Here is a 17,178-nt window from a genome sequence, read left to right as displayed (position 1 = left end):
ATCCTTGACAGTGCCGGTGACCTGCGCCATCAGGGGTTTACCGTCCTTGATCACCGAAACGTTGATCATGCCCAGATTTTTGCTACGCGCCTGCTCGACGGATTTGGCGATGTCCGGTGTCAGGAACGTCGAGTTGAAGGTGTTGTAGTACACCGTCACGTCACCAAATGTTTGTTCGCGCTTGGGACTGATTGTGTCAGCGGCAAAAGTGGTGACGCTCAGGCAGGCAGTGAGTAAAAACAGCGCTAGACGAACCATGATCGTTCTCCTCGGAATGTGGCGGGTCAGACCGCGACCTTGTGGTCTGCAAGTCCTGGGCTGCTGACGCGGTAAATACCGATCTCGCCTAACAGATTAGGCCATAGCTTGCTGGCCCACCCGTGCCGATGCTGTTGATCCACGGCCAGCCGATCAATGACCTTGGCTTCACGTTCGCGGCACAAGGCTTCAAAGTCCGCAAAAGTGCAGAAGTGGATGTTCGGCGTGTTGTACCAGGTGTACGGCAGGAAGTCCGAAACCGGCATCCGGCCCTTGCTCGCCAGGTACCAGCGGCAGCGCCAGTGACCGAAGTTGGGGAAGGTGATGATGCATTGGCGCCCGACACGCAGCATTTCTTCGAGGATTTTGTCCGGGTAGTGCACCGCTTGCAGTGCCTGGGTCATGACCACGACGTCGAAGCTGTTGCTGGCAAAGTTGCCCAGGCCCTTGTCCAGGTCCTGCTCGATGACGTTGATGCCTTTGGCCACGCACTCGGCAATGTTGTCCGGGTCGTTTTCCAGGCCATAGCCGGTCACTTGCTTGTTATCGCGCAGCCAGGTCAGCAGTTCGCCATCACCGCAGCCGAGGTCGAGCACGCGGCTGCCGGCGGGGATCCATTCCTGGATGATTTCCAGATCAGCTCTCATGGCTTTCTCACAACGTAATGCGGTTCATGTAATTGCTGAATGCCTGCAAGTAACGCGGGATCGGAATCAGGAAGGCGTCGTGGCCTTGCGGAGCATCGATCTCGAGGTAGCAGACGTCTTTCTTGGCGGCCATCAGCGCGTCCACCAGTTCCCGCGAACGGGCAGGGGAGAAGCGCCAGTCGGTGGTGAAAGACATCACGCAGAACTTGGCTTTAGCGTTGGCGAAGGTTTTCGCCAGGTCGTCGTCGAAGCTGGCTGCCGGGTCGAAGTAGTCCAGCGCTTTGGTCATCAGCAAATAAGTGTTGGCGTCGAACCGCCCAGAGAACTCTTCGCCTTGATAGCGCAGGTAGCTTTCGACCTGGAACTCGACGCTGTGGAAGTCGTAGTTGAGCTTTTCGCTCTTGAGGCCACGGCCGAATTTTTCGCCCATCGAGTCATCGGACAGGTAGGTGATGTGCCCGACCATCCGCGCCAGCATCAAGCCGCGCTTGGGGATCACACCCGCTTCCTGGAACGAACCGCCGTGAAACTCGGGGTCGGTGAGGATGGCCTGGCGCGCCACTTCGTTGAAGGCGATGTTCTGCGCCGACAGCTTGGGTGCCGAGGCGATGGCCAGGCAATGGCGAATGCGATCGGGGTAGGTGATGCTCCATTGCATCGCCTGCATGCCGCCGAGGCTGCCGCCAATCACCGCTGCCCATTGGCTGATGCCGATGCGGTCGGCCAGACGCGCCTGGCTGTGCACCCAGTCCTCCACGGTCAGCACCGGGAAATCGGCGCCGAAGGGCTTGCCGGTGTCAGGATTGATGCTGCTCGGACCCGTAGAACCGTTGCAGCCGCCAAGGTTGTTCAGGCTGACCACGAAAAATTTGCTGGTATCGATCGGCTTGCCGGGGCCGATGCAGCTGTCCCACCAACCGGGTTTACGGTCGTCGGGGCTGTGAAAACCGGCAGCGTGATGGTGACCGGACAGCGCGTGGCAAATCAGCACGGCGTTGCTCGCCGTGGTGTTCAGCGTGCCGTAGGTTTCGTAGATCAGGTCATACGCTGGAAGCGAACGCCCGCAGGCCAGGGCCAGGGGTTCGCTGAAGTGCGCCACTTGCGGCGTCACCAGACCAACAGAATCGGGGGGAAAGGCAGTTGGCATCGACCCTGCTCTCGTTGAAATGAGGCGTAAGTCTAAAGACCGCTGCCCCTAGCAGCAAGCGACTACCCATGATCGTTCCCACGCTCTGCGTGGGAATGCCTCAATTGACGCTCCGCGTCTGCTTCGGCAGTGACGCGGAGCGTCACAGGCTGCATTCCCACGCGGAGCGTGGGAACGATCAAGGTAGGGTCAATCCGGGCAACTCCGGCAGTTTCTTCGGCGAACAAATCCGCACCCGTTTCTGCCGGTTCAACTCGCCGCTGATCAAGCTGACCTGGCTCTTGGACACCCCAAACGCCTTGGCCAGAAACGCCATCAGATACGCGTTGGCCTTGCCTTCAACCGGCGGCGCGGTCAGGCGGATCTTCAGGCGATCCCCGTGCAGCCCGCAGAAATCATCACTGCGGGCCGCCGGTTGCAGGTGACACTCCAGAATCAGGTCGTCACCGTCCCAGCGAAAGTAACTCATCAGATCAGGCCGAGCAGCCCTTGCGGCATGAAGGCGAAGTAGGCCAGGCGCGGGATCAGCCAGCTTTGCAGCAACTGGATCACGATGAATGCGAAGATCGGCGAAATGTCGAGACCGCCCAGGTTCGGGATGATCCGGCGGAACGGTGCGAGTACCGGTTCAGTAATCTGCGCGACCAGTTCGGCGCCCGGATTATGGCTGCCCGGAGCGACCCAGGACAGAATCACGCTGATGATCATTGCGTAGAACAGAATGTTCAAAAACAGCGAGAACAGCGCGATCAGAGCCCATGGCACCAACAGTAGCCAGTCGACCATGAAGCCTTTGAGCGCCAGGATGATGGCGATCAGCACCATCTGCACGATCAGCGCCAGCACCAGCGACGACATGTCCAGCCCGAACATGCTCGGGATGACCCGACGCAGTGGCTTGAGCAGCGGTTGCGTAGCTTTGACGATGAACTGGCAGAGTGGGTTGTAAAAATTCGCACGCACCAGTTGCAGGATGAAACGCATCAGTACGATCAGCAGGTACAGGCTGCCAAGGGTTTTAATGATGAAAACGGCAGCGTCATTGAGTCCGAGCATCTTTGATTCCTTTGTAAGAGCTGATTAGCGACCGAGTTGCTCAGCCATCTCGGCCGAGCGATGCGCAGCGGCGCCGAGTGCTGTTTCGACCAGGGCTTCGAAGCCACCGGCCTGGAACGATTTGATCGCGGCTTCCGTGGTGCCCGCAGGCGACGTTACACGACGCCGCAGTTCGGCGGCATCGACATCGCTGGCGACTGCCATGTGCGCGGCGCCCAACGCGGTTTGCAGGGTCAGTTGCGCGGCGATGTCCGCCGGCAGGCCAAGTTTCACGCCGGCGGCGGTCATGGCTTCGATCAGCAGGAAGAAGTACGCCGGGCCGCTACCGGAAACGGCGGTGACCGCGTCCAGTTGCTGCTCTTCGTTCAACCAAAGTGCAATGCCCACGGCCGACAGCAGCTCTTGAGCTTGCTGGCGTTGATCGGCGTTCACTTGGGCGGTGGCAAACAGGCCGCTTACGCCCTGACGCAGCAGCGCCGGGGTGTTGGGCATGCAGCGCACAATCGGTTGGGCGCCAAGCCAGTTGTTCATGCTGGCGCAGGTGATGCCGGCGGCAATCGACACCACCAGTTGATGCGGCTTGAGGCTCGGGCGAATCGCTTCGCACACCAGTTTCATCGCCTGGGGTTTGACCGCCAATACGACGACGTCGGCGTCTTGAATGGCGTCGGCGTTGTCGGCGAAGACTTCAATGCCATGTTCGGCAGCTACCTTGGTGCGGGTTTCAACACCCGGATCACTGGCGCGGATTTGCGAGGCGTCCAGACCTTTGGCGCGCAGGCCGCCGATCAGGCTGGCGGCCATGTTGCCGGCACCGATAAAGGCAATACGAGTTTTGCTCATGTCAGGTCCTTAGAAAGAAAGTGGTCAAGGCTGTCCGTAATCACGGGCGCCAAACAAGGCCGTACCAATACGGACCCAAGTGGCGCCTTGGGCAATAGCCGACTCAAGGTCATGGCTCATGCCCATGGAAAGTGTGTCGAGCGGCAGGTTCAGACTCGCTTGCAGGCTTTGCACGGCAGCAAAAGCAGCATCCTGTTCGGCACGATCATCAGTCGGCTCGGGAATCGCCATCAACCCGCGCAACGTCAGGCGTGGCAATTCGCTGATGGCATTGGCCAGCGCCGGCAGGTCGGCCGGGGTGCAGCCGGATTTGCTGGCTTCACCGCTGACATTGACCTGGATGCAGATGTTCAGTGGCGGCAAATCGGCAGGCCGTTGTTCGGACAGGCGTTGTGCGATTTTCAAGCGATCCACGGAATGCACCCAAGCGAAGTGCTCGGCGATAGCGCGAGTCTTGTTCGATTGAATGGGGCCGATGAAGTGCCAGATCAAGGGCAGGTCGGCCAATTCGAGCTGTTTGCCCAAGGCCTCCTGCAGGTAGTTCTCTCCAAAGTCGCACAAGCCGGCGGCGTACGCTTCACGCAGGGCCTGGGCGGGTTTGGTCTTGCTCACGGCCAGCAACTGAACGCTGTGCTCATCGCGCCGGGCGGCCAGGGCGGCGGCACGGATGCGTGAACTTACCTGAGCAATGTTGTCTGCTATCGTGGACATTCAATGTGCGCCAGCGGTCTGAAGGTTGGCGGCATTCTACTGGAATTGAGGGGCGCTATGGATATCACTGAGCTGCTGGCATTCAGCGCTAAACAGGGCGCGTCCGACCTGCACTTGTCCGCCGGCCTGCCCCCGATGATCCGCGTCGACGGTGATGTGCGACGCATCAACGTGCCGGCCCTGGACCACAAACAGGTGCAAGGGCTGATCTACGACATCATGAACGACACCCAGCGGGTGGACTTCGAGAAACACCTGGAAACCGACTTCTCCTTTGAAGTGCCCGGTGTGGCGCGTTTCCGGGTCAACGCCTTTAACCAGAATCGTGGCGCAGGCGCCGTGTTCCGCACCATTCCATCGAAGGTCCTGAGCATGGACGACCTCGGTATGGGCGAGGTGTTTCGCAAGATTACCGACGCGCCACGCGGGCTGGTGCTGGTGACTGGCCCGACCGGTTCCGGCAAGTCCACCACCTTGGCGGCGATGATCGATTACCTGAACAACCATCGCCATCACCACATCCTCACCATCGAAGACCCGATCGAGTTCGTCCACGAATCGCGCAAATGCCTGATCAACCAACGCGAAGTGCATCGCGATACGCGCAGCTTTGCCACCGCCTTGCGCTCGGCGCTGCGCGAAGACCCGGACGTGATCCTGGTGGGGGAGATGCGTGACCTGGAGACCATTCGCCTGGCGCTGACCGCTGCCGAGACCGGGCACCTGGTGTTCGGCACGCTGCACACCACGTCAGCGGCGAAAACCATCGACCGGGTGGTGGATGTGTTTCCGGGGGATGAGAAGTCGATGGTGCGCTCGATGCTGTCCGAGTCGTTACTGGCGGTGGTGTCACAGACGTTGGTGAAGAAGGTTGGAGGTGGGCGGATTGCGGCGCACGAGATCATGCTCGGTACATCGGCGATTCGTAACCTGATCCGCGAAGACAAGGTCGCGCAGATGTACTCATCGATTCAGACTGGTGGGAATCTGGGAATGCAGACGCTGGATATGTGCTTGAAGGAGTTGGTGACCAAGGGCTTGATCAGTCGCGAGCATGCGCGGGAGAAGGCACGGTCGCCGGATAACTTCTGACAGGAAGTCGATCGTTCCCACGCTCTGCGTGGGAACGAGCGGTGTCGCATCAACGCTGAACGACGCGCATCTGATTCTGCTCTTTAGGCAGAACCCGCTTGGCAACTACGTAGTGCTTTTCCCAGTACGGCTTCTTCAGCGTATCAATGCTCACCGACTTGCCACGGCGTGGTGCGTGGATGAAGCGRTCGTTGCCCAGGTAGATGGCAACGTGATTGACYCGACGGCTCTTGAKKTTGAAGAAAATCAGGTCGCCCGGCTTCARATCCTYRCGMTCGACTTYCTCGCCRTGACCKYTGGCCATGGCGTTCGAGGTGCGCGGCAGGTCAAAAGTGGCGTCGTTGAACGCATACTTCACCAGGCCACTGCAGTCGAACCCTTTACTTGGGCTGCTGCCGCCCCAACGATACGGAGTACCGAGGACGTTGACGGCACGGCTCAGCACATTGCTGCTTTCCTTGCTCGCCATAGGCGGTACAAATTTGCTGTTGTCGCTCAGCGGGATCGATTTTTTTGCTGTTTGTTTGTTTTTGCTCGAAGGAGCAGAAACATGGGATTTTGGGGTGTAACCATTAACGTTTGGAAGACGTTGCTCACGATTGGTGGCGTGGGCGGCCAGTGGCATCAAAAGGCAAATGGTTAGCCATGTCTTTAAAAATGAACGCATTAGGCAGGGCTCGTAGGTATGAACGCGCAACTTTATAACAGCTTTTTTTGCCCTTCCGAGGCCGTTGGTCGATTCAACATGGTGGMAAATGGAACCAAACAAGCGGCAGATTGCCGCAATTGTCCGACAGAAGTCAGGTGGTATAAGGGTTTGGCAGGAGTCACTGCAGGATTTGCCATACGTCGGCAACCTGTAAAAAAGTCACAAAGATTTAAAGAATATTTATCTATCGTGTGAGTCGAGGTCCTTCATGAACAGCTATCAACAGTCCACCGCGCATCAAGATACGCACAGCAAAGTGATTGGTTATCTGCTCTGGATTTTCGGTTTTACCGGCGCTCACCGCTTCTATTACGGCAAACCGGTTACCGGGACGATCTGGTTCTTCACTTTCGGTTTGCTGGGGATTGGCTGGCTGATCGACCTGTTTCTGATCCCGGCAATGGACCGTGAAGCTGACCTTCGGTTCACCGCTGGACCTATCGAATACAACGTGGCGTGGATTCTGCTGACGTTTCTCGGGGTGTTCGGCGTACACCGGATGTATCAGGGGAAGTGGATCAGTGGCCTGCTGTACCTGGTGACGGGCGGGTTGTTCTTTGTCGGGGTGTTGTATGACTTCTGGACGCTGAATGACCAGGTTTCGCTGCGTAACGCGCAGAACAGAGGCGCTTTCAAGTAAGTTGTGGTGAGGGGGTTTGTCGGAACGCCGCATCGCCCCGTTCGGCTGCGTAGCAGTCGTAAAACATTGCATGCGGTATATCTGATGTACCGCAATTGCAGGTGTTAGGGCCGCTTCGCGACCCAACGGGGGCAAKCCCCCTCGCCACACAAACCCCCTCACCACGGTGTTACGCCTGGTGGCTAATCCGTCCATCCACCAAGGTGTAGCGCACTACACCCGGCAGGGTATGCCCAATAAACGGGCAGTTCTCACCCTTGGACAGCCAGGTTTCACCCGCAACGGTTGAAGAAGCCGGGTCGAACAGCACGATGTCCGCCGGTCCACCCACCGCCAGCTTGCCGGCCGGCAAACGCAGTGCCTCGGCTGGCCCTGCACTCAAGCGCGCCAGCAACGTCGGCAGATCCAGCAAACCATCCTCCACCAGCGTCATTGCCAGCGGCAGCAGCAATTCAACACTGCTGATGCCGGGCTCTGTCGCGCCGAACGGTGCCAGTTTGGCATCGCGTTCGTGCGGTTGGTGATGGCTGGAGATGGCTGAGATTACGCCCGATTTCACTGCTTCACGCAGGCCGTCGCGGTCGGCGCGGGTGCGCAGTGGCGGCTGCACGTGATAGAGGCTGCTGAAGTCGATCAAGGCTTCATCGGTCAGGATCAGCTGATACAACGCCACATCGGCGGTTACCGGCAGCCCACGGGCCTGAGCCTGAGCGATCAGGGCCACGCCGCGAGCGCTGGTGAGCTGGCTGAAGTGCGCACGCACGCCGCTCTGCTCGACCAGCAACAGGTCACGGGCCAAGGCCACGGTTTCAGCGGTTTCCGGAATGCCCGCCAAGCCGAGGAAACTGGCAGTCGGACCTTCATGGGCCAGGCCACCTTCGGCCAGGTCGTGGTCTTGCGAGTTGAAGATTACCGTCAGGTCGAACGTTGCTGCATATTCCAGCGCCCGGCAGAGGGTTCGGGTATTGCGGAAGCTCTCCAGACCGTTGCCAAAGGCCACGCAACCGGCATCGCGCAACGCGACCAGTTCAGCCAGCTGTTCGCCGTCCAGGCCTTTGCTCAGGGCGCCAATCGGGAAGACCTTGGTGTTGCCGGCTTCACGGGCGCGGTCGAGGATCAGTTCGGCCACAGCCGAGGTGTCCAGCACCGGTTTGGTTTTCGGTGGGCAGCACAGGCTGGTGACGCCGCCAGCAGCAGCGGCGCGGGTTTCGCTGGCAATCGAGCCTTTGCGGCTGTAGCCCGGCTCGCGCAGGGCGACATTGAGATCAACCAGGCCGGGGGCCGCAACCAGGCCTTGGGCGTCGAGGGTGTCTACTGCAACGAAACCGGCCGGAGCGGCGCCAAGGGCGATGATCTTGCAGGCTTCAATGTGGATGTCAGTTATTTTATCCAGGCCAGTGGCTGGATCTATCACGCGGGCGCCGAGAATACTGAGCTTCACTGGGCGTTCTCCTGCTCGAATTGACGTTGCGCAGTCTGCCCGCTCATGGCCATGGACAGCACGGCCATACGAATCGCAATACCGTAGGTGACCTGGTTGAGGATCACCGAGTGCGGACCGTCGGCCACCGCCGATTCTATCTCCACCCCGCGGTTGATCGGTCCCGGGTGCATGACGATGCAATCCGGCTTGGCCCCGGCCAGGCGTGCGGTGGTCAGGCCGAACAGGCGGTAAAACTCGCCTTCGCTCGGCAACAGACCGCCGGCCATGCGCTCGCGTTGCAGGCGCAGCATGATCACCACGTCCACATCTTTCAGGCCTTCGGCCAAGTCGGTGTAGACCTTCACGCCGTATTGCTCGATGCCGATCGGCAGCAGGGTTTTCGGCGCGATCACGCGAATGTCCGGGCAACCCAGGGTTTTCAGCGCCAGCATGTTGGAGCGCGCCACCCGCGAGTGCAGGATGTCGCCGACGATCGCCACCGAGAGGTTTTCGAAGCCGCCCTTGTGTCGACGGATGGTGAGCATGTCGAGCATGCCCTGCGTCGGGTGAGCATGACGGCCGTCGCCGCCGTTGATGATCGCCACTTGCGGGCACACATGCTCGGCGATGAAGTGCGCGGCGCCGGAGTCACCGTGGCGCACGACAAACATGTCGGCGGCCATGGCTTCAAGGTTGCGCAGGGTGTCGAGCAGGGTTTCGCCCTTGCTCGCCGATGAGGTCGACACGTTCAGGGTAATCACGTCCGCCGACAGCCGTTGGGCCGCCAGTTCAAAGGTGGTACGGGTGCGGGTGGAGTTTTCGAAGAACACATTGCACACCGTCTTGCCGCGCAACAACGGGACTTTCTTCACTGCCCGGGCGCCGACTTCGAGGAACGAGTCGGCGGTGTCGAGGATTTCCGTCAACAACTCGCGGCGCAAACCGTCGAGCGAGAGGAAGTGGCGCAGCTGGCCCTGATCATTGAGCTGCAGCGGGCGCTTGGTATCTAGAGGCGTCATCGCGAGGGGGACTCTCAATAGGGCGGATTAAAGGGCGAGGTCTTGCAGTTCAAGCTTGAGCTCGGGGCCGGACAGTTTCACCCGCTCGTGGGCGGCCAGCGACAGCGTCGCGCCCACCACGTTCGGGCGAATCGGCAACTCGCCGGCGTCCAGGTCCAGCAGGCAGACCAGCGTTACGCTGGCCGGGCGGCCGTAGTCGAAAAGTTCGTTCAGCGCCGCGCGGATGGTCCGGCCGCTCATGAGCACGTCGTCGACCAGCACCAGGTGCTGGCCTTCGATTTCGAACGGTAGCGCCGACGGGCGAACCTGCGGGTGCAAGCCGCTTTGGCTGAAATCGTCTCGGTAGAAGGAAACGTCCAGGGTGCCGAGCGGCGAGTCGCTGCCCAGTTCATCGAGCAAGGCTTGGGCGACCCAGACACCGCCGGTACGGATACCGATGTAACGCGGTTCGCTGATGGCTCGTTTGGCCAGGTGGGCGTTAAGCCGGATCGCCATCTGGCTGATCAGTTCGGCGGGATTGGGCAGGCTCATGGTTGCTCCTTCTTGGGCCCGAGCCGATGCTGCTTGTGGGGTGGCTCGGGTTGTCGCTATAAAGAGTCGCTTGCAGCGGCTCTTGAGGATTCGTTGCTTCAGGACTCGAACAGTGCGCTGTTTTCGTCGAGCCAGCCTTGCAGCAGCAGGGCGGCGGCGATGGCGTCCACCGGGTTGTCGCGGTAACTGCCTTTTTGCCCGCCCCGATCACGTCGTTCGCCTTTGGCTTCAAACGTGGTCAGGCGTTCATCGTGGGTATAGAAGGGCAGGTTGTAGCGGCCGTTCAGGCGGCGGGCGAATTTTTCCGCGCGCAGGCACATGTCGCTCGGGGTGCCGTCCATGTTCAAGGGCAGGCCGACCACTACCGCATCGGGTTTCCACTCTTTAATCAGGGCTTCGACCTGATTCCAGTCGGGAATGCCGTTCTGCGCCTTCAAGGTGCACAGCTCGCGGGCCTGGCCTGTAATCACCTGGCCGACCGCAACGCCGATCTGCTTGGTGCCGTAGTCGAAACCCAAAATCAGACGCAGGGCCATCAGGCGTGCCCCGCCTGGCTGGTGAGCAGGCTGAGGTTGACGCCCAAATGCTTGGCCGCCGCTTCCAGGCGCAGTTCGCTGCTGGTGTTGAACAGGATGTCGGCGTCAAACGGGCAGGTCAGCCAGGCGTTCTGGGCCAGTTCGGCATCCAGCTGTCCGGGCTCCCAGCCTGCGTAACCCAGGGCGATCAGGCTTTTCGCCGGGCCCACGCCGTCGGCAATGGCGAACAGCACGTCCTGCGAGGTGGACAGGGACAGTTCGTCTTCCAGATCAACGGTCGCCTGATAGCTCTGGCCCTTGGGATGCAGGACAAAGCCGCGATCGGTCTGTACCGGGCCGCCGATGAAAATTGGCACATGCCGGCACAGCGCTGGCGGCTCGATGTCCGGGCGCAGTTGCTCGAGGATCTCGGCCAGATTCAGGTCTTGCGGGCGGTTGATCACCAGCCCCATGGCACCATTGGCCGTGTGCTCGACGATGTAAGTCAAGGTGTGCGCAAAGTTCGGGTCGGCCATGTGAGGCATGGCGATCAGGAAGTGATGCTTGAGGTAGCTGGGGCTGACGTTTTTCATGAACGATAGTGTGGCGTTCGAGGGGCGAACTGACAAGCTGGGATGCCGCAATTTGGCAGTCGACACAGATCAAATGTGGGAGCGGGCTTGCTCGCGAAGGCGTCGTGTCAGTCGATATCAATGTTGAATAATTGACCGCATTCGCGAGCAAGCCCGCTCCCACAGGGGATTTGTGGCGATCAGTTGCTGGAGAGTCTGTCCCCACGCGCAAACTTCCACGTGCGGATGATTTCCAGGCGGTCGATGTCCGAAAGATCGCCGGTAAACGGCGCAAAAGGTGCCGCGAGCCTGACGATCCGCTGTGCCGCCTGGTCCAGCAGCGGTTGCCCGGACGACTCCAGCACCAGTACTTCATACAGCGAGCCATCGCTGTTGATCGACACCATTAACCGCAAATTACCGTAAATCTGTTTGCGTCGGGCTTCGTCGGGGTAGTTGAGGTTGCCAATACGCTCGACCTTCTTGCGCCATTCGTCCTTATACCAAGCGCCTTTGTCGCGCATGGTCGAGGCTGCGCTCAAGCGGTGGATGCGCGGGCGCTTGGCGTACAGCTGTTGTTCGTTGGCCAGCTCCGCTTCGAGGCTGGCGATGTCGCTGGACAGCTGGGAACTGTCGAAAGTCGGTGCAGGCACCGCGGGTTTGACTTGCGGTTTGACCTCTTCGTTCTTGGCCGCCGCTTTTTTCGGCTTGGGTGCGACGGTAGTCACGGCAGCCTTTGGCGGCGCTTCCTGCACTTCTGGCTTGGCGGCGGGCGGCGGCGTGACTTTTTGCACCTTGTTGTCCTGGAAAGGCGCGACCTCGGTGGTCTTGGGGATGGCCTTTTTATCCAGGGTGCCGCTGCCCTGCTGATTTTCCTGGGCAAGGAAATCGGCTTTTTCGGGCTTCTTGTCGCTTTTGAAGGTGGCGAGGGTGATTTCCAGGGTTTTGCTGATCTGTTGGGGCTCGACCATCGTAAAGCCGACGCCCAACAGCAACGCCACGTGAATCAACGCCGCTAGAAACAGGGTAAAACCGAGGCGATCAGCCGGGCGCACGCCACGATGGGCGAGTTCAGCGGGCAGATCGGACGGAAGTGTCATGGCAAAAAAACCAACATCGCGTTTTTATGGGCTCGGCATGATAACGCAATGTTGGTTTTTAGCTTCAAGCTACAAGTTTCAAGCGACAAGGAGTAGGCAATCAGCTTCAAGCTTGCGGCTTGCGGTTTGCGGCTTGCAGCTGCTTCTCAATGGCCTCCATCAACAGGCCGCCAATGTCGGTGCCAAAGGCGTTGTCGATTTCGCGGATGCAGGTCGGGCTGGTGACGTTGATTTCGGTCAGGTGCTCGCCGATCACGTCCAGGCCTACAAACAACAGACCTTTTTCACGCAGGGTCGGGCCCACTTGTGCTGCGATCCAGCGATCCTTGTCGGTCAATGGACGGGCTTCACCACGTCCCCCGGCAGCAAGATTGCCGCGGGTTTCACCGGCGGCGGGAATGCGCGCCAGGCAGTAATCCACAGGCTCGCCGTCGATCATCAGGATGCGCTTGTCGCCGTCCTTGATTGCCGGCAGGTACGCCTGGCCCATGATCTGCTGGGTGCCCAGCGCGGTCAGGGTTTCCAGAATCACCGACAGGTTCGGGTCGCCGGCACGGTGACGGAAGATCGACGTGCCGCCCATGCCGTCCAGCGGCTTGAGGATGACGTCGCCGTGCTTGGCGGCGAATTCGCGCAGTACATCGGCGCGACGACTGACCACGGTCGGCGGCGTGCACTGCGGGAACAGCGTGGCGAACAGCTTTTCGTTGCAGTCACGAAGGCTCTGCGGCTTGTTGACCACCAGCACCCCGGCGCGCTCGGCTTGCTCCAGCAGGTAGGTGGAGTAAACGAACTCCATGTCGAACGGCGGATCCTTGCGCATCAGGATCACGTCCAGATCGCTCAGCAGCGCGTCGCTTTCGTCGCCCAGTTCGAACCACTTTTCCGGGTTGGCGAATACCTTCAGTGGCCGCATACGCGCCCGTGCTTCACCTTCGCCTTGGTACAAATCGCGCTGTTCCATATAGAACAGTTCCCAGCCGCGCTTTTGCGCGGCCAGCAGCATGGCCAGCGAGCTATCCTTTTTATAGGAAATACTGGCAATAGGATCCATGACAATCCCGACGCGAACGCTCATGGGTTTTTCCTCGAAAATGGGTGGTCCGAAAGGACATCAAAAAGTGGCGTCAGAGTGGCGCTGAGTGTGTTCCCGGTCAAGGAAAAACCACCGCGCAGGCCGGCCGATAGATTGCATTTGGAGACTGTGCTAAAAAGGCTGCCATGTCGTGCCGGCCCTTGAGCTTCAAGGGTTTCGAGCCACCACACGGACAATTTGATTCGCWAAGGCGACGGTAGAGCATTTATGGATCAGCATTCCAGCGCCTTGAAGGTCATGGTGATCGACGATTCGAAGACGATTCGTCGCACCGCCGAAACGCTGTTGAAGAATGTGGGTTGTGAAGTCATTACGGCCATCGACGGTTTCGATGCGCTGGCCAAGATTGCCGATAACCGTCCCGGCATCATCTTTGTCGACATCATGATGCCGCGTCTGGATGGCTATCAGACCTGCGCTTTAATCAAGAACAACAGTGCGTTCAAGTCCACGCCAGTGATTATGCTGTCGTCCAAGGACGGGTTGTTCGACAAGGCCAAGGGGCGCATCGTCGGCTCCGACCAGTTTTTGACCAAGCCTTTCAGCAAGGAAGAACTGCTGAGCGCGATCCAGGCCCATGTTCCGGGCTTCGCCGCCGTTTTGCCGCAGTAGGACACGCACAGTGACGCTCGGCCAACGGGCCGCGCCGACAAGAATGGGGAAGACCATGGCACGTATTCTGATCGTCGATGATTCGCCGACCGAAATGTACAAACTGACCGGCATGCTGGAAAAGCACGGTCACGAAGTGTTGAAAGCTGAAAACGGTGCCGATGGCGTGGCCCTGGCCCGTCAGGAAAAACCCGACGCTGTGCTGATGGACATCGTCATGCCCGGCCTCAACGGTTTTCAGGCAACCCGCCAGTTGACCAAAGACCCGGACACCGGGCACATCCCAGTGATCATCATCACCACCAAGGATCAGGAAACCGACAAAGTCTGGGGCACCCGTCAGGGCGCCAAGGATTACCTGACCAAGCCGGTCGATGAAGAGACCCTGATCAAAACCCTGAACAACGTGTTGGCCGGTTGATCGTCCGTCCATGAGCGAATCGTTGACGGCTTTTGAACTGCTGCTGCAGATCGACCAGCGCTGTCGTCTGCTGGCGGCGGATCTACCGTCGCAGCCGACCCGGCAGGACAGTTGGAGCGGCATCGGTTTTCGCTTGGGCGAGCAGTGGTACGTCGCGCCGATGGGCGAAGTCAGCGAAGTCCTGCATGAACCGCGTTTTACTCAGTTGCCGGGTGTCAAACCCTGGGTCAAAGGGGTGGCCAACCTGCGTGGGCGATTGTTGCCGATCATGGACTTGTACGGTTTCTTTGGCCACGAAGTCTCGGCGGCGCGCAAGCAGCGGCGGGTGTTGGTGGTGGAGCATGACGAGGTGTTTGCCGGGTTGCTGGTCGACGAAGTCTTCGGCTTGCAGCACTTTGCCCAGGACAGCCTGGAACCAGCAGATCAGTGGAGTGGGCCAATGTCGACGTTCGTCAAAGGCCAGTTCCAGCGTGAGCAGACCTGGCAAGTGTTCAGCCCGTTTGCATTGGCGCAGTCGCAAGGCTTTATGCATGTCGCGCTGTAAACCCGGTCCATTGTGGGAGCGAGCCTGCTCGCGATTGAACGATAACGCGGTGTTCCTGAGACACCGGGGCGCCTGAATCGCGAGCAGGCTCGCTCCCACAGGTTCTTCGGCAAGCTCTAAAGGGTGTTGGTTACCGATGATAAAAATAAAAGCAGGCAAGCCAGAAGGATCGCGCAGCCGCTCGCAGATCGTCGCGCTGTTTATCGCGCTGATCGTGTTCATCATGCTGCTGTTCGCCAATTTCGCCTACCTCAACACCCAGGCCACGTACGACAAACAGTACATCGGCCACGCCGGCGAGCTGCGCGTGCTGTCCCAGCGCATCGCCAAAAACGCCACCGAAGCCGCCGCCGGCAAAGCGGCCGCGTTCAAGTTGCTCAGCGATGCGCGCAATGACTTTGCACTGCGTTGGGGTTACCTGAAGAAGGGCGACCCGGCCACTGGCCTGCCGCCAGCGCCGTCCACGGTGCGCCCGGAAATGCGCGCCGTGCAGCTCGATTGGGAGCGCTTGCTGAAAAATACCGACGCGATCCTCTCCAGCGAGCAGACCGTGCTGTCGTTGCATCAGGTCGCCGCGACCTTGGCCGAAACCGTGCCGCAGTTGCAGGTCGAGTACGAGAAAGTCGTCGAAATCCTCCTGCAGCGTGGGGCGCCGGCTGCGCAAGTTGCGGTGGCCCAGCGTCAATCGCTGCTGGCAGAGCGCATTTTGGGTGCGGTGAACACCGTACTGTCCGGCGACGAAAACTCACAGCAGGCTGCCGATGCTTTCGGTCGTGACGCCGCACGTTTCGGCCAGGTGCTCAACGGTATGCTTCAGGGCAATGTGGCGCTGAGGATCACCCAGGTCGAAGACCGAGATGCCCGCGCCCGGTTGAGCGAGATTTCCGAACTGTTCGAATTCGTCTCCGGCTCGGTGGATGAAATCCTCGAAACCTCGCCCGAACTGTTCAAGGTCCGCGAGTCAGCGACCAACATTTTCACCCTGTCGCAAACCCTGCTCGACGAAGCCTCGCACCTGGCAATCGGTTTCGAAAACCTCGCCGGCGGGCGCAATGTCGACACCATTGGCGGTTACGTACTGGGTCTGTTGGCCCTGATGTCGATCATCCTGATCGGCCTGGTGATGGTTCGTGAAACCAACCGTCAGCTTCGGGAAACCGCCGAAAAGAACGAACGTAACCAGAACGCGATCATGCGGCTTCTGGACGAAATCGAAGACCTGGCCGACGGTGATCTGACTGTCACGGCGTCGGTAACCGAAGACTTCACCGGCACCATTGCCGACTCAATCAACTACTCCGTGGACCAATTGCGCGACCTGGTGGCGACCATCAACCTGACTGCCGGCCAAGTGGCTGCCGCCGTACAGGAAACCCAGGCCACCGCCATGCATCTGGCGCAGGCATCGGAGCATCAAGCGCAGCAGATATCCGAAGCTTCCACGGCCATTAACGACATGGCCCAGTCCATCGATCAGGTCTCGGCCAACGCCGCTGAATCGTCGGCGGTGGCCGAGCGTTCGGTGGAAATTGCCAACAAGGGCAACGAGGTGGTGCACAACACCATCCACGGCATGGACAACATTCGCGAGCAGATTCAGGACACGGCCAAGCGCATCAAGCGTCTGGGTGAGTCGTCGCAGGAAATCGGCGACATTGTCAGCCTGATCGATGACATTGCCGACCAGACCAACATCCTCGCGCTCAACGCGGCCATCCAGGCGTCGATGGCCGGTGACGCCGGTCGTGGTTTCGCGGTGGTGGCCGATGAAGTCCAGCGCCTGGCCGAGCGCTCGTCCGCCGCAACCCGGCAAATCGAAACCCTGGTGCGGGCGATCCAGACGGACACCAACGAAGCGGTGATTTCCATGGAGCAGACCACCACCGAAGTGGTGCGCGGTGCGCGTCTGGCGCAGGATGCCGGTGTGGCCCTGGAAGAAATCGAAGGTGTCTCGAAGACCCTCGCCGCGTTGATCCAGAGTATTTCCAACGCGGCACAGCAACAGACCTCTTCGGCCGGGCAGATTTCCCTGACGATGAATGTGATTCAACAGATCACCTCGCAGACTTCGTCCGGCTCCACCGCCACCGCCGAGAGCATCGGCAACCTGGCGAAAATGGCCAGCCAGCTGCGGCGTTCGGTGTCCGGCTTCACCTTGCCGGCAGCCAAGGTAAAGGCGGCGGATAAGCGTGAGCCGTCCACAGGCGTATGATTTTTGATTGGCGTAGGGACTGGAGTGGTT

General features: G+C 59.9%; 21 protein-coding genes. 6 read left to right on the top strand and 15 right to left on the bottom strand.

Annotated features, from left to right (window positions below; genetic code table 11):
* The 7 genes from AC1DRJ_RS04875 to AC1DRJ_RS04845 all read right to left on the bottom strand — a co-directional run.
* On the bottom strand, positions 1–258 hold a 258-nt coding region (locus AC1DRJ_RS04875; protein WP_477801098.1), incomplete at its 3' end, for a DUF4426 domain-containing protein.
* A 26-nt stretch (positions 259–284) separates the two neighbouring features.
* Positions 285–905 carry a methionine biosynthesis protein MetW gene (gene metW / locus AC1DRJ_RS04870; protein WP_477801097.1) on the bottom strand — a complete coding sequence of 207 codons (621 nt, stop codon included), beginning with the start codon at positions 903–905 and terminating at the stop codon, positions 285–287.
* Between the two features lie 7 nt (positions 906–912).
* Positions 913–2,052: a homoserine O-succinyltransferase MetX gene (gene metX, locus AC1DRJ_RS04865; protein ID WP_477801096.1), complete on the bottom strand. Its 1,140-nt coding sequence runs from the start codon at positions 2,050–2,052 to the stop codon at positions 913–915.
* Between the two features lie 178 nt (positions 2,053–2,230).
* On the bottom strand, positions 2,231–2,521 hold the full coding sequence (locus tag AC1DRJ_RS04860; protein ID WP_007945502.1) for a DUF167 domain-containing protein: 291 nt from the start codon (positions 2,519–2,521) through the stop codon (positions 2,231–2,233).
* Entirely contained in the window at positions 2,521–3,108 is a 588-nt protein-coding gene (locus tag AC1DRJ_RS04855) for a YggT family protein (RefSeq protein ID WP_477801095.1), read from the bottom strand. The genes AC1DRJ_RS04860 and AC1DRJ_RS04855 overlap by 1 nt, the downstream gene beginning before the upstream one ends.
* A 24-nt stretch (positions 3,109–3,132) precedes the next feature.
* Positions 3,133–3,951, bottom strand: a complete 819-nt coding sequence (gene proC, locus AC1DRJ_RS04850; protein ID WP_477801094.1) for a pyrroline-5-carboxylate reductase — start codon at positions 3,949–3,951, stop codon at positions 3,133–3,135.
* 24 nt (positions 3,952–3,975) lie between these two features.
* A complete protein-coding gene (locus AC1DRJ_RS04845) occupies positions 3,976–4,662 on the bottom strand; it encodes a YggS family pyridoxal phosphate-dependent enzyme (RefSeq protein ID WP_477801093.1) in 687 nt (228 codons plus the stop codon).
* 57 nt (positions 4,663–4,719) lie between these two features.
* Between AC1DRJ_RS04845 and AC1DRJ_RS04840 the strand changes: the two genes are divergently transcribed.
* Complete coding sequence (locus AC1DRJ_RS04840; protein ID WP_477801092.1) at positions 4,720–5,754, top strand: type IV pilus twitching motility protein PilT; 1,035 nt, start codon at positions 4,720–4,722, stop codon at positions 5,752–5,754.
* Between the two features lie 49 nt (positions 5,755–5,803).
* Here the strand turns inward: AC1DRJ_RS04840 and AC1DRJ_RS04835 are convergent, their stop codons facing one another.
* A complete protein-coding gene (locus AC1DRJ_RS04835) occupies positions 5,804–6,421 on the bottom strand; it encodes a C40 family peptidase (RefSeq protein WP_477801099.1) in 618 nt (205 codons plus the stop codon).
* Between the two features lie 250 nt (positions 6,422–6,671).
* On the opposite strand from AC1DRJ_RS04835, the gene AC1DRJ_RS04830 reads away from it, so the two are divergent.
* Positions 6,672–7,103 (top strand): NINE protein, encoded by a 432-nt coding sequence (locus tag AC1DRJ_RS04830; RefSeq protein ID WP_477801091.1) that lies wholly within the window; start codon positions 6,672–6,674, stop codon positions 7,101–7,103.
* A gap of 169 nt (positions 7,104–7,272) precedes the next feature.
* On the opposite strand, the gene AC1DRJ_RS04825 is transcribed toward AC1DRJ_RS04830, so the two are convergent.
* From AC1DRJ_RS04825 to gshB, 7 genes are all read right to left on the bottom strand, one after another.
* On the bottom strand, positions 7,273–8,544 hold the full coding sequence (locus AC1DRJ_RS04825; RefSeq protein WP_477801090.1) for a dihydroorotase: 1,272 nt from the start codon (positions 8,542–8,544) through the stop codon (positions 7,273–7,275).
* The gene (locus AC1DRJ_RS04820; protein ID WP_477801089.1) at positions 8,541–9,545 is read right to left on the bottom strand and encodes an aspartate carbamoyltransferase catalytic subunit; all 1,005 of its coding nucleotides are present in this window, start codon (positions 9,543–9,545) and stop codon (positions 8,541–8,543) included. The genes AC1DRJ_RS04825 and AC1DRJ_RS04820 overlap by 4 nt, the downstream gene beginning before the upstream one ends.
* Positions 9,546–9,572: 27 nt before the next feature.
* Positions 9,573–10,076: a bifunctional pyr operon transcriptional regulator/uracil phosphoribosyltransferase PyrR gene (pyrR, locus tag AC1DRJ_RS04815; RefSeq protein ID WP_477801088.1), complete on the bottom strand. Its 504-nt coding sequence runs from the start codon at positions 10,074–10,076 to the stop codon at positions 9,573–9,575.
* A gap of 98 nt (positions 10,077–10,174) precedes the next feature.
* The gene (gene ruvX, locus AC1DRJ_RS04810; protein ID WP_090178626.1) at positions 10,175–10,612 is read right to left on the bottom strand and encodes a Holliday junction resolvase RuvX; all 438 of its coding nucleotides are present in this window, start codon (positions 10,610–10,612) and stop codon (positions 10,175–10,177) included.
* Complete coding sequence (locus tag AC1DRJ_RS04805) at positions 10,612–11,184, bottom strand: YqgE/AlgH family protein (protein WP_477801087.1); 573 nt, start codon at positions 11,182–11,184, stop codon at positions 10,612–10,614. Before AC1DRJ_RS04805 ends, ruvX begins: the two co-directional genes overlap by 1 nt.
* Positions 11,185–11,363: 179 nt before the next feature.
* The gene (locus tag AC1DRJ_RS04800) at positions 11,364–12,263 is read right to left on the bottom strand and encodes a TonB family protein (protein ID WP_477801086.1); all 900 of its coding nucleotides are present in this window, start codon (positions 12,261–12,263) and stop codon (positions 11,364–11,366) included.
* A gap of 106 nt (positions 12,264–12,369) precedes the next feature.
* On the bottom strand, positions 12,370–13,341 hold the full coding sequence (gshB, locus tag AC1DRJ_RS04795) for a glutathione synthase (protein ID WP_477801085.1): 972 nt from the start codon (positions 13,339–13,341) through the stop codon (positions 12,370–12,372).
* A 225-nt stretch (positions 13,342–13,566) separates the two neighbouring features.
* On the opposite strand from gshB, the gene pilG reads away from it, so the two are divergent.
* From pilG to AC1DRJ_RS04775, 4 genes are all read left to right on the top strand, one after another.
* Positions 13,567–13,971, top strand: a complete 405-nt coding sequence (gene pilG, locus AC1DRJ_RS04790; protein ID WP_477801084.1) for a twitching motility response regulator PilG — start codon at positions 13,567–13,569, stop codon at positions 13,969–13,971.
* 55 nt (positions 13,972–14,026) lie between these two features.
* Positions 14,027–14,392, top strand: coding sequence for a twitching motility response regulator PilH (gene pilH, locus AC1DRJ_RS04785; RefSeq protein ID WP_027926574.1), 366 nt, complete (start codon positions 14,027–14,029; stop codon positions 14,390–14,392).
* Between the two features lie 10 nt (positions 14,393–14,402).
* Positions 14,403–14,936, top strand: a complete 534-nt coding sequence (locus AC1DRJ_RS04780) for a chemotaxis protein CheW (RefSeq protein WP_477801083.1) — start codon at positions 14,403–14,405, stop codon at positions 14,934–14,936.
* Between the two features lie 136 nt (positions 14,937–15,072).
* Entirely contained in the window at positions 15,073–17,148 is a 2,076-nt protein-coding gene (locus tag AC1DRJ_RS04775; protein WP_477801082.1) for a methyl-accepting chemotaxis protein, read from the top strand.
* The last annotated feature ends 30 nt before the right edge of the window (positions 17,149–17,178 follow it).

The organism is Pseudomonas sp. P5_B2 (genome assembly GCF_056400445.1).
Note: the sequence above shows the minus strand (reverse complement) of the source record. Positions and strands in the feature narration are given on the sequence as shown.

What these genes read in the sequence shown, in the direction of transcription:
- metW (WP_477801097.1), bottom strand. Translation starts at nt 905, where the DNA reads ATGAGAGCTGATCTGGAAATCATCCAGGAATGGATCCCCGCCGGCAGC.
- metX (WP_477801096.1), bottom strand. Translation starts at nt 2,052, where the DNA reads ATGCCAACTGCCTTTCCCCCCGATTCTGTTGGTCTGGTGACGCCGCAA.
- AC1DRJ_RS04860 (WP_007945502.1), bottom strand. Translation starts at nt 2,521, where the DNA reads ATGAGTTACTTTCGCTGGGACGGTGACGACCTGATTCTGGAGTGTCAC.
- AC1DRJ_RS04855 (WP_477801095.1), bottom strand. Translation starts at nt 3,108, where the DNA reads ATGCTCGGACTCAATGACGCTGCCGTTTTCATCATTAAAACCCTTGGC.
- proC (WP_477801094.1), bottom strand. Translation starts at nt 3,951, where the DNA reads ATGAGCAAAACTCGTATTGCCTTTATCGGTGCCGGCAACATGGCCGCC.
- AC1DRJ_RS04845 (WP_477801093.1), bottom strand. Translation starts at nt 4,662, where the DNA reads ATGTCCACGATAGCAGACAACATTGCTCAGGTAAGTTCACGCATCCGT.
- AC1DRJ_RS04840 (WP_477801092.1), top strand. Translation starts at nt 4,720, where the DNA reads ATGGATATCACTGAGCTGCTGGCATTCAGCGCTAAACAGGGCGCGTCC.
- AC1DRJ_RS04830 (WP_477801091.1), top strand. Translation starts at nt 6,672, where the DNA reads ATGAACAGCTATCAACAGTCCACCGCGCATCAAGATACGCACAGCAAA.
- AC1DRJ_RS04820 (WP_477801089.1), bottom strand. Translation starts at nt 9,545, where the DNA reads ATGACGCCTCTAGATACCAAGCGCCCGCTGCAGCTCAATGATCAGGGC.
- pyrR (WP_477801088.1), bottom strand. Translation starts at nt 10,076, where the DNA reads ATGAGCCTGCCCAATCCCGCCGAACTGATCAGCCAGATGGCGATCCGG.
- ruvX (WP_090178626.1), bottom strand. Translation starts at nt 10,612, where the DNA reads ATGGCCCTGCGTCTGATTTTGGGTTTCGACTACGGCACCAAGCAGATC.
- AC1DRJ_RS04805 (WP_477801087.1), bottom strand. Translation starts at nt 11,184, where the DNA reads ATGAAAAACGTCAGCCCCAGCTACCTCAAGCATCACTTCCTGATCGCC.
- AC1DRJ_RS04800 (WP_477801086.1), bottom strand. Translation starts at nt 12,263, where the DNA reads ATGACACTTCCGTCCGATCTGCCCGCTGAACTCGCCCATCGTGGCGTG.
- gshB (WP_477801085.1), bottom strand. Translation starts at nt 13,341, where the DNA reads ATGAGCGTTCGCGTCGGGATTGTCATGGATCCTATTGCCAGTATTTCC.
- pilG (WP_477801084.1), top strand. Translation starts at nt 13,567, where the DNA reads ATGGATCAGCATTCCAGCGCCTTGAAGGTCATGGTGATCGACGATTCG.
- pilH (WP_027926574.1), top strand. Translation starts at nt 14,027, where the DNA reads ATGGCACGTATTCTGATCGTCGATGATTCGCCGACCGAAATGTACAAA.
- AC1DRJ_RS04780 (WP_477801083.1), top strand. Translation starts at nt 14,403, where the DNA reads ATGAGCGAATCGTTGACGGCTTTTGAACTGCTGCTGCAGATCGACCAG.
- AC1DRJ_RS04775 (WP_477801082.1), top strand. Translation starts at nt 15,073, where the DNA reads ATGATAAAAATAAAAGCAGGCAAGCCAGAAGGATCGCGCAGCCGCTCG.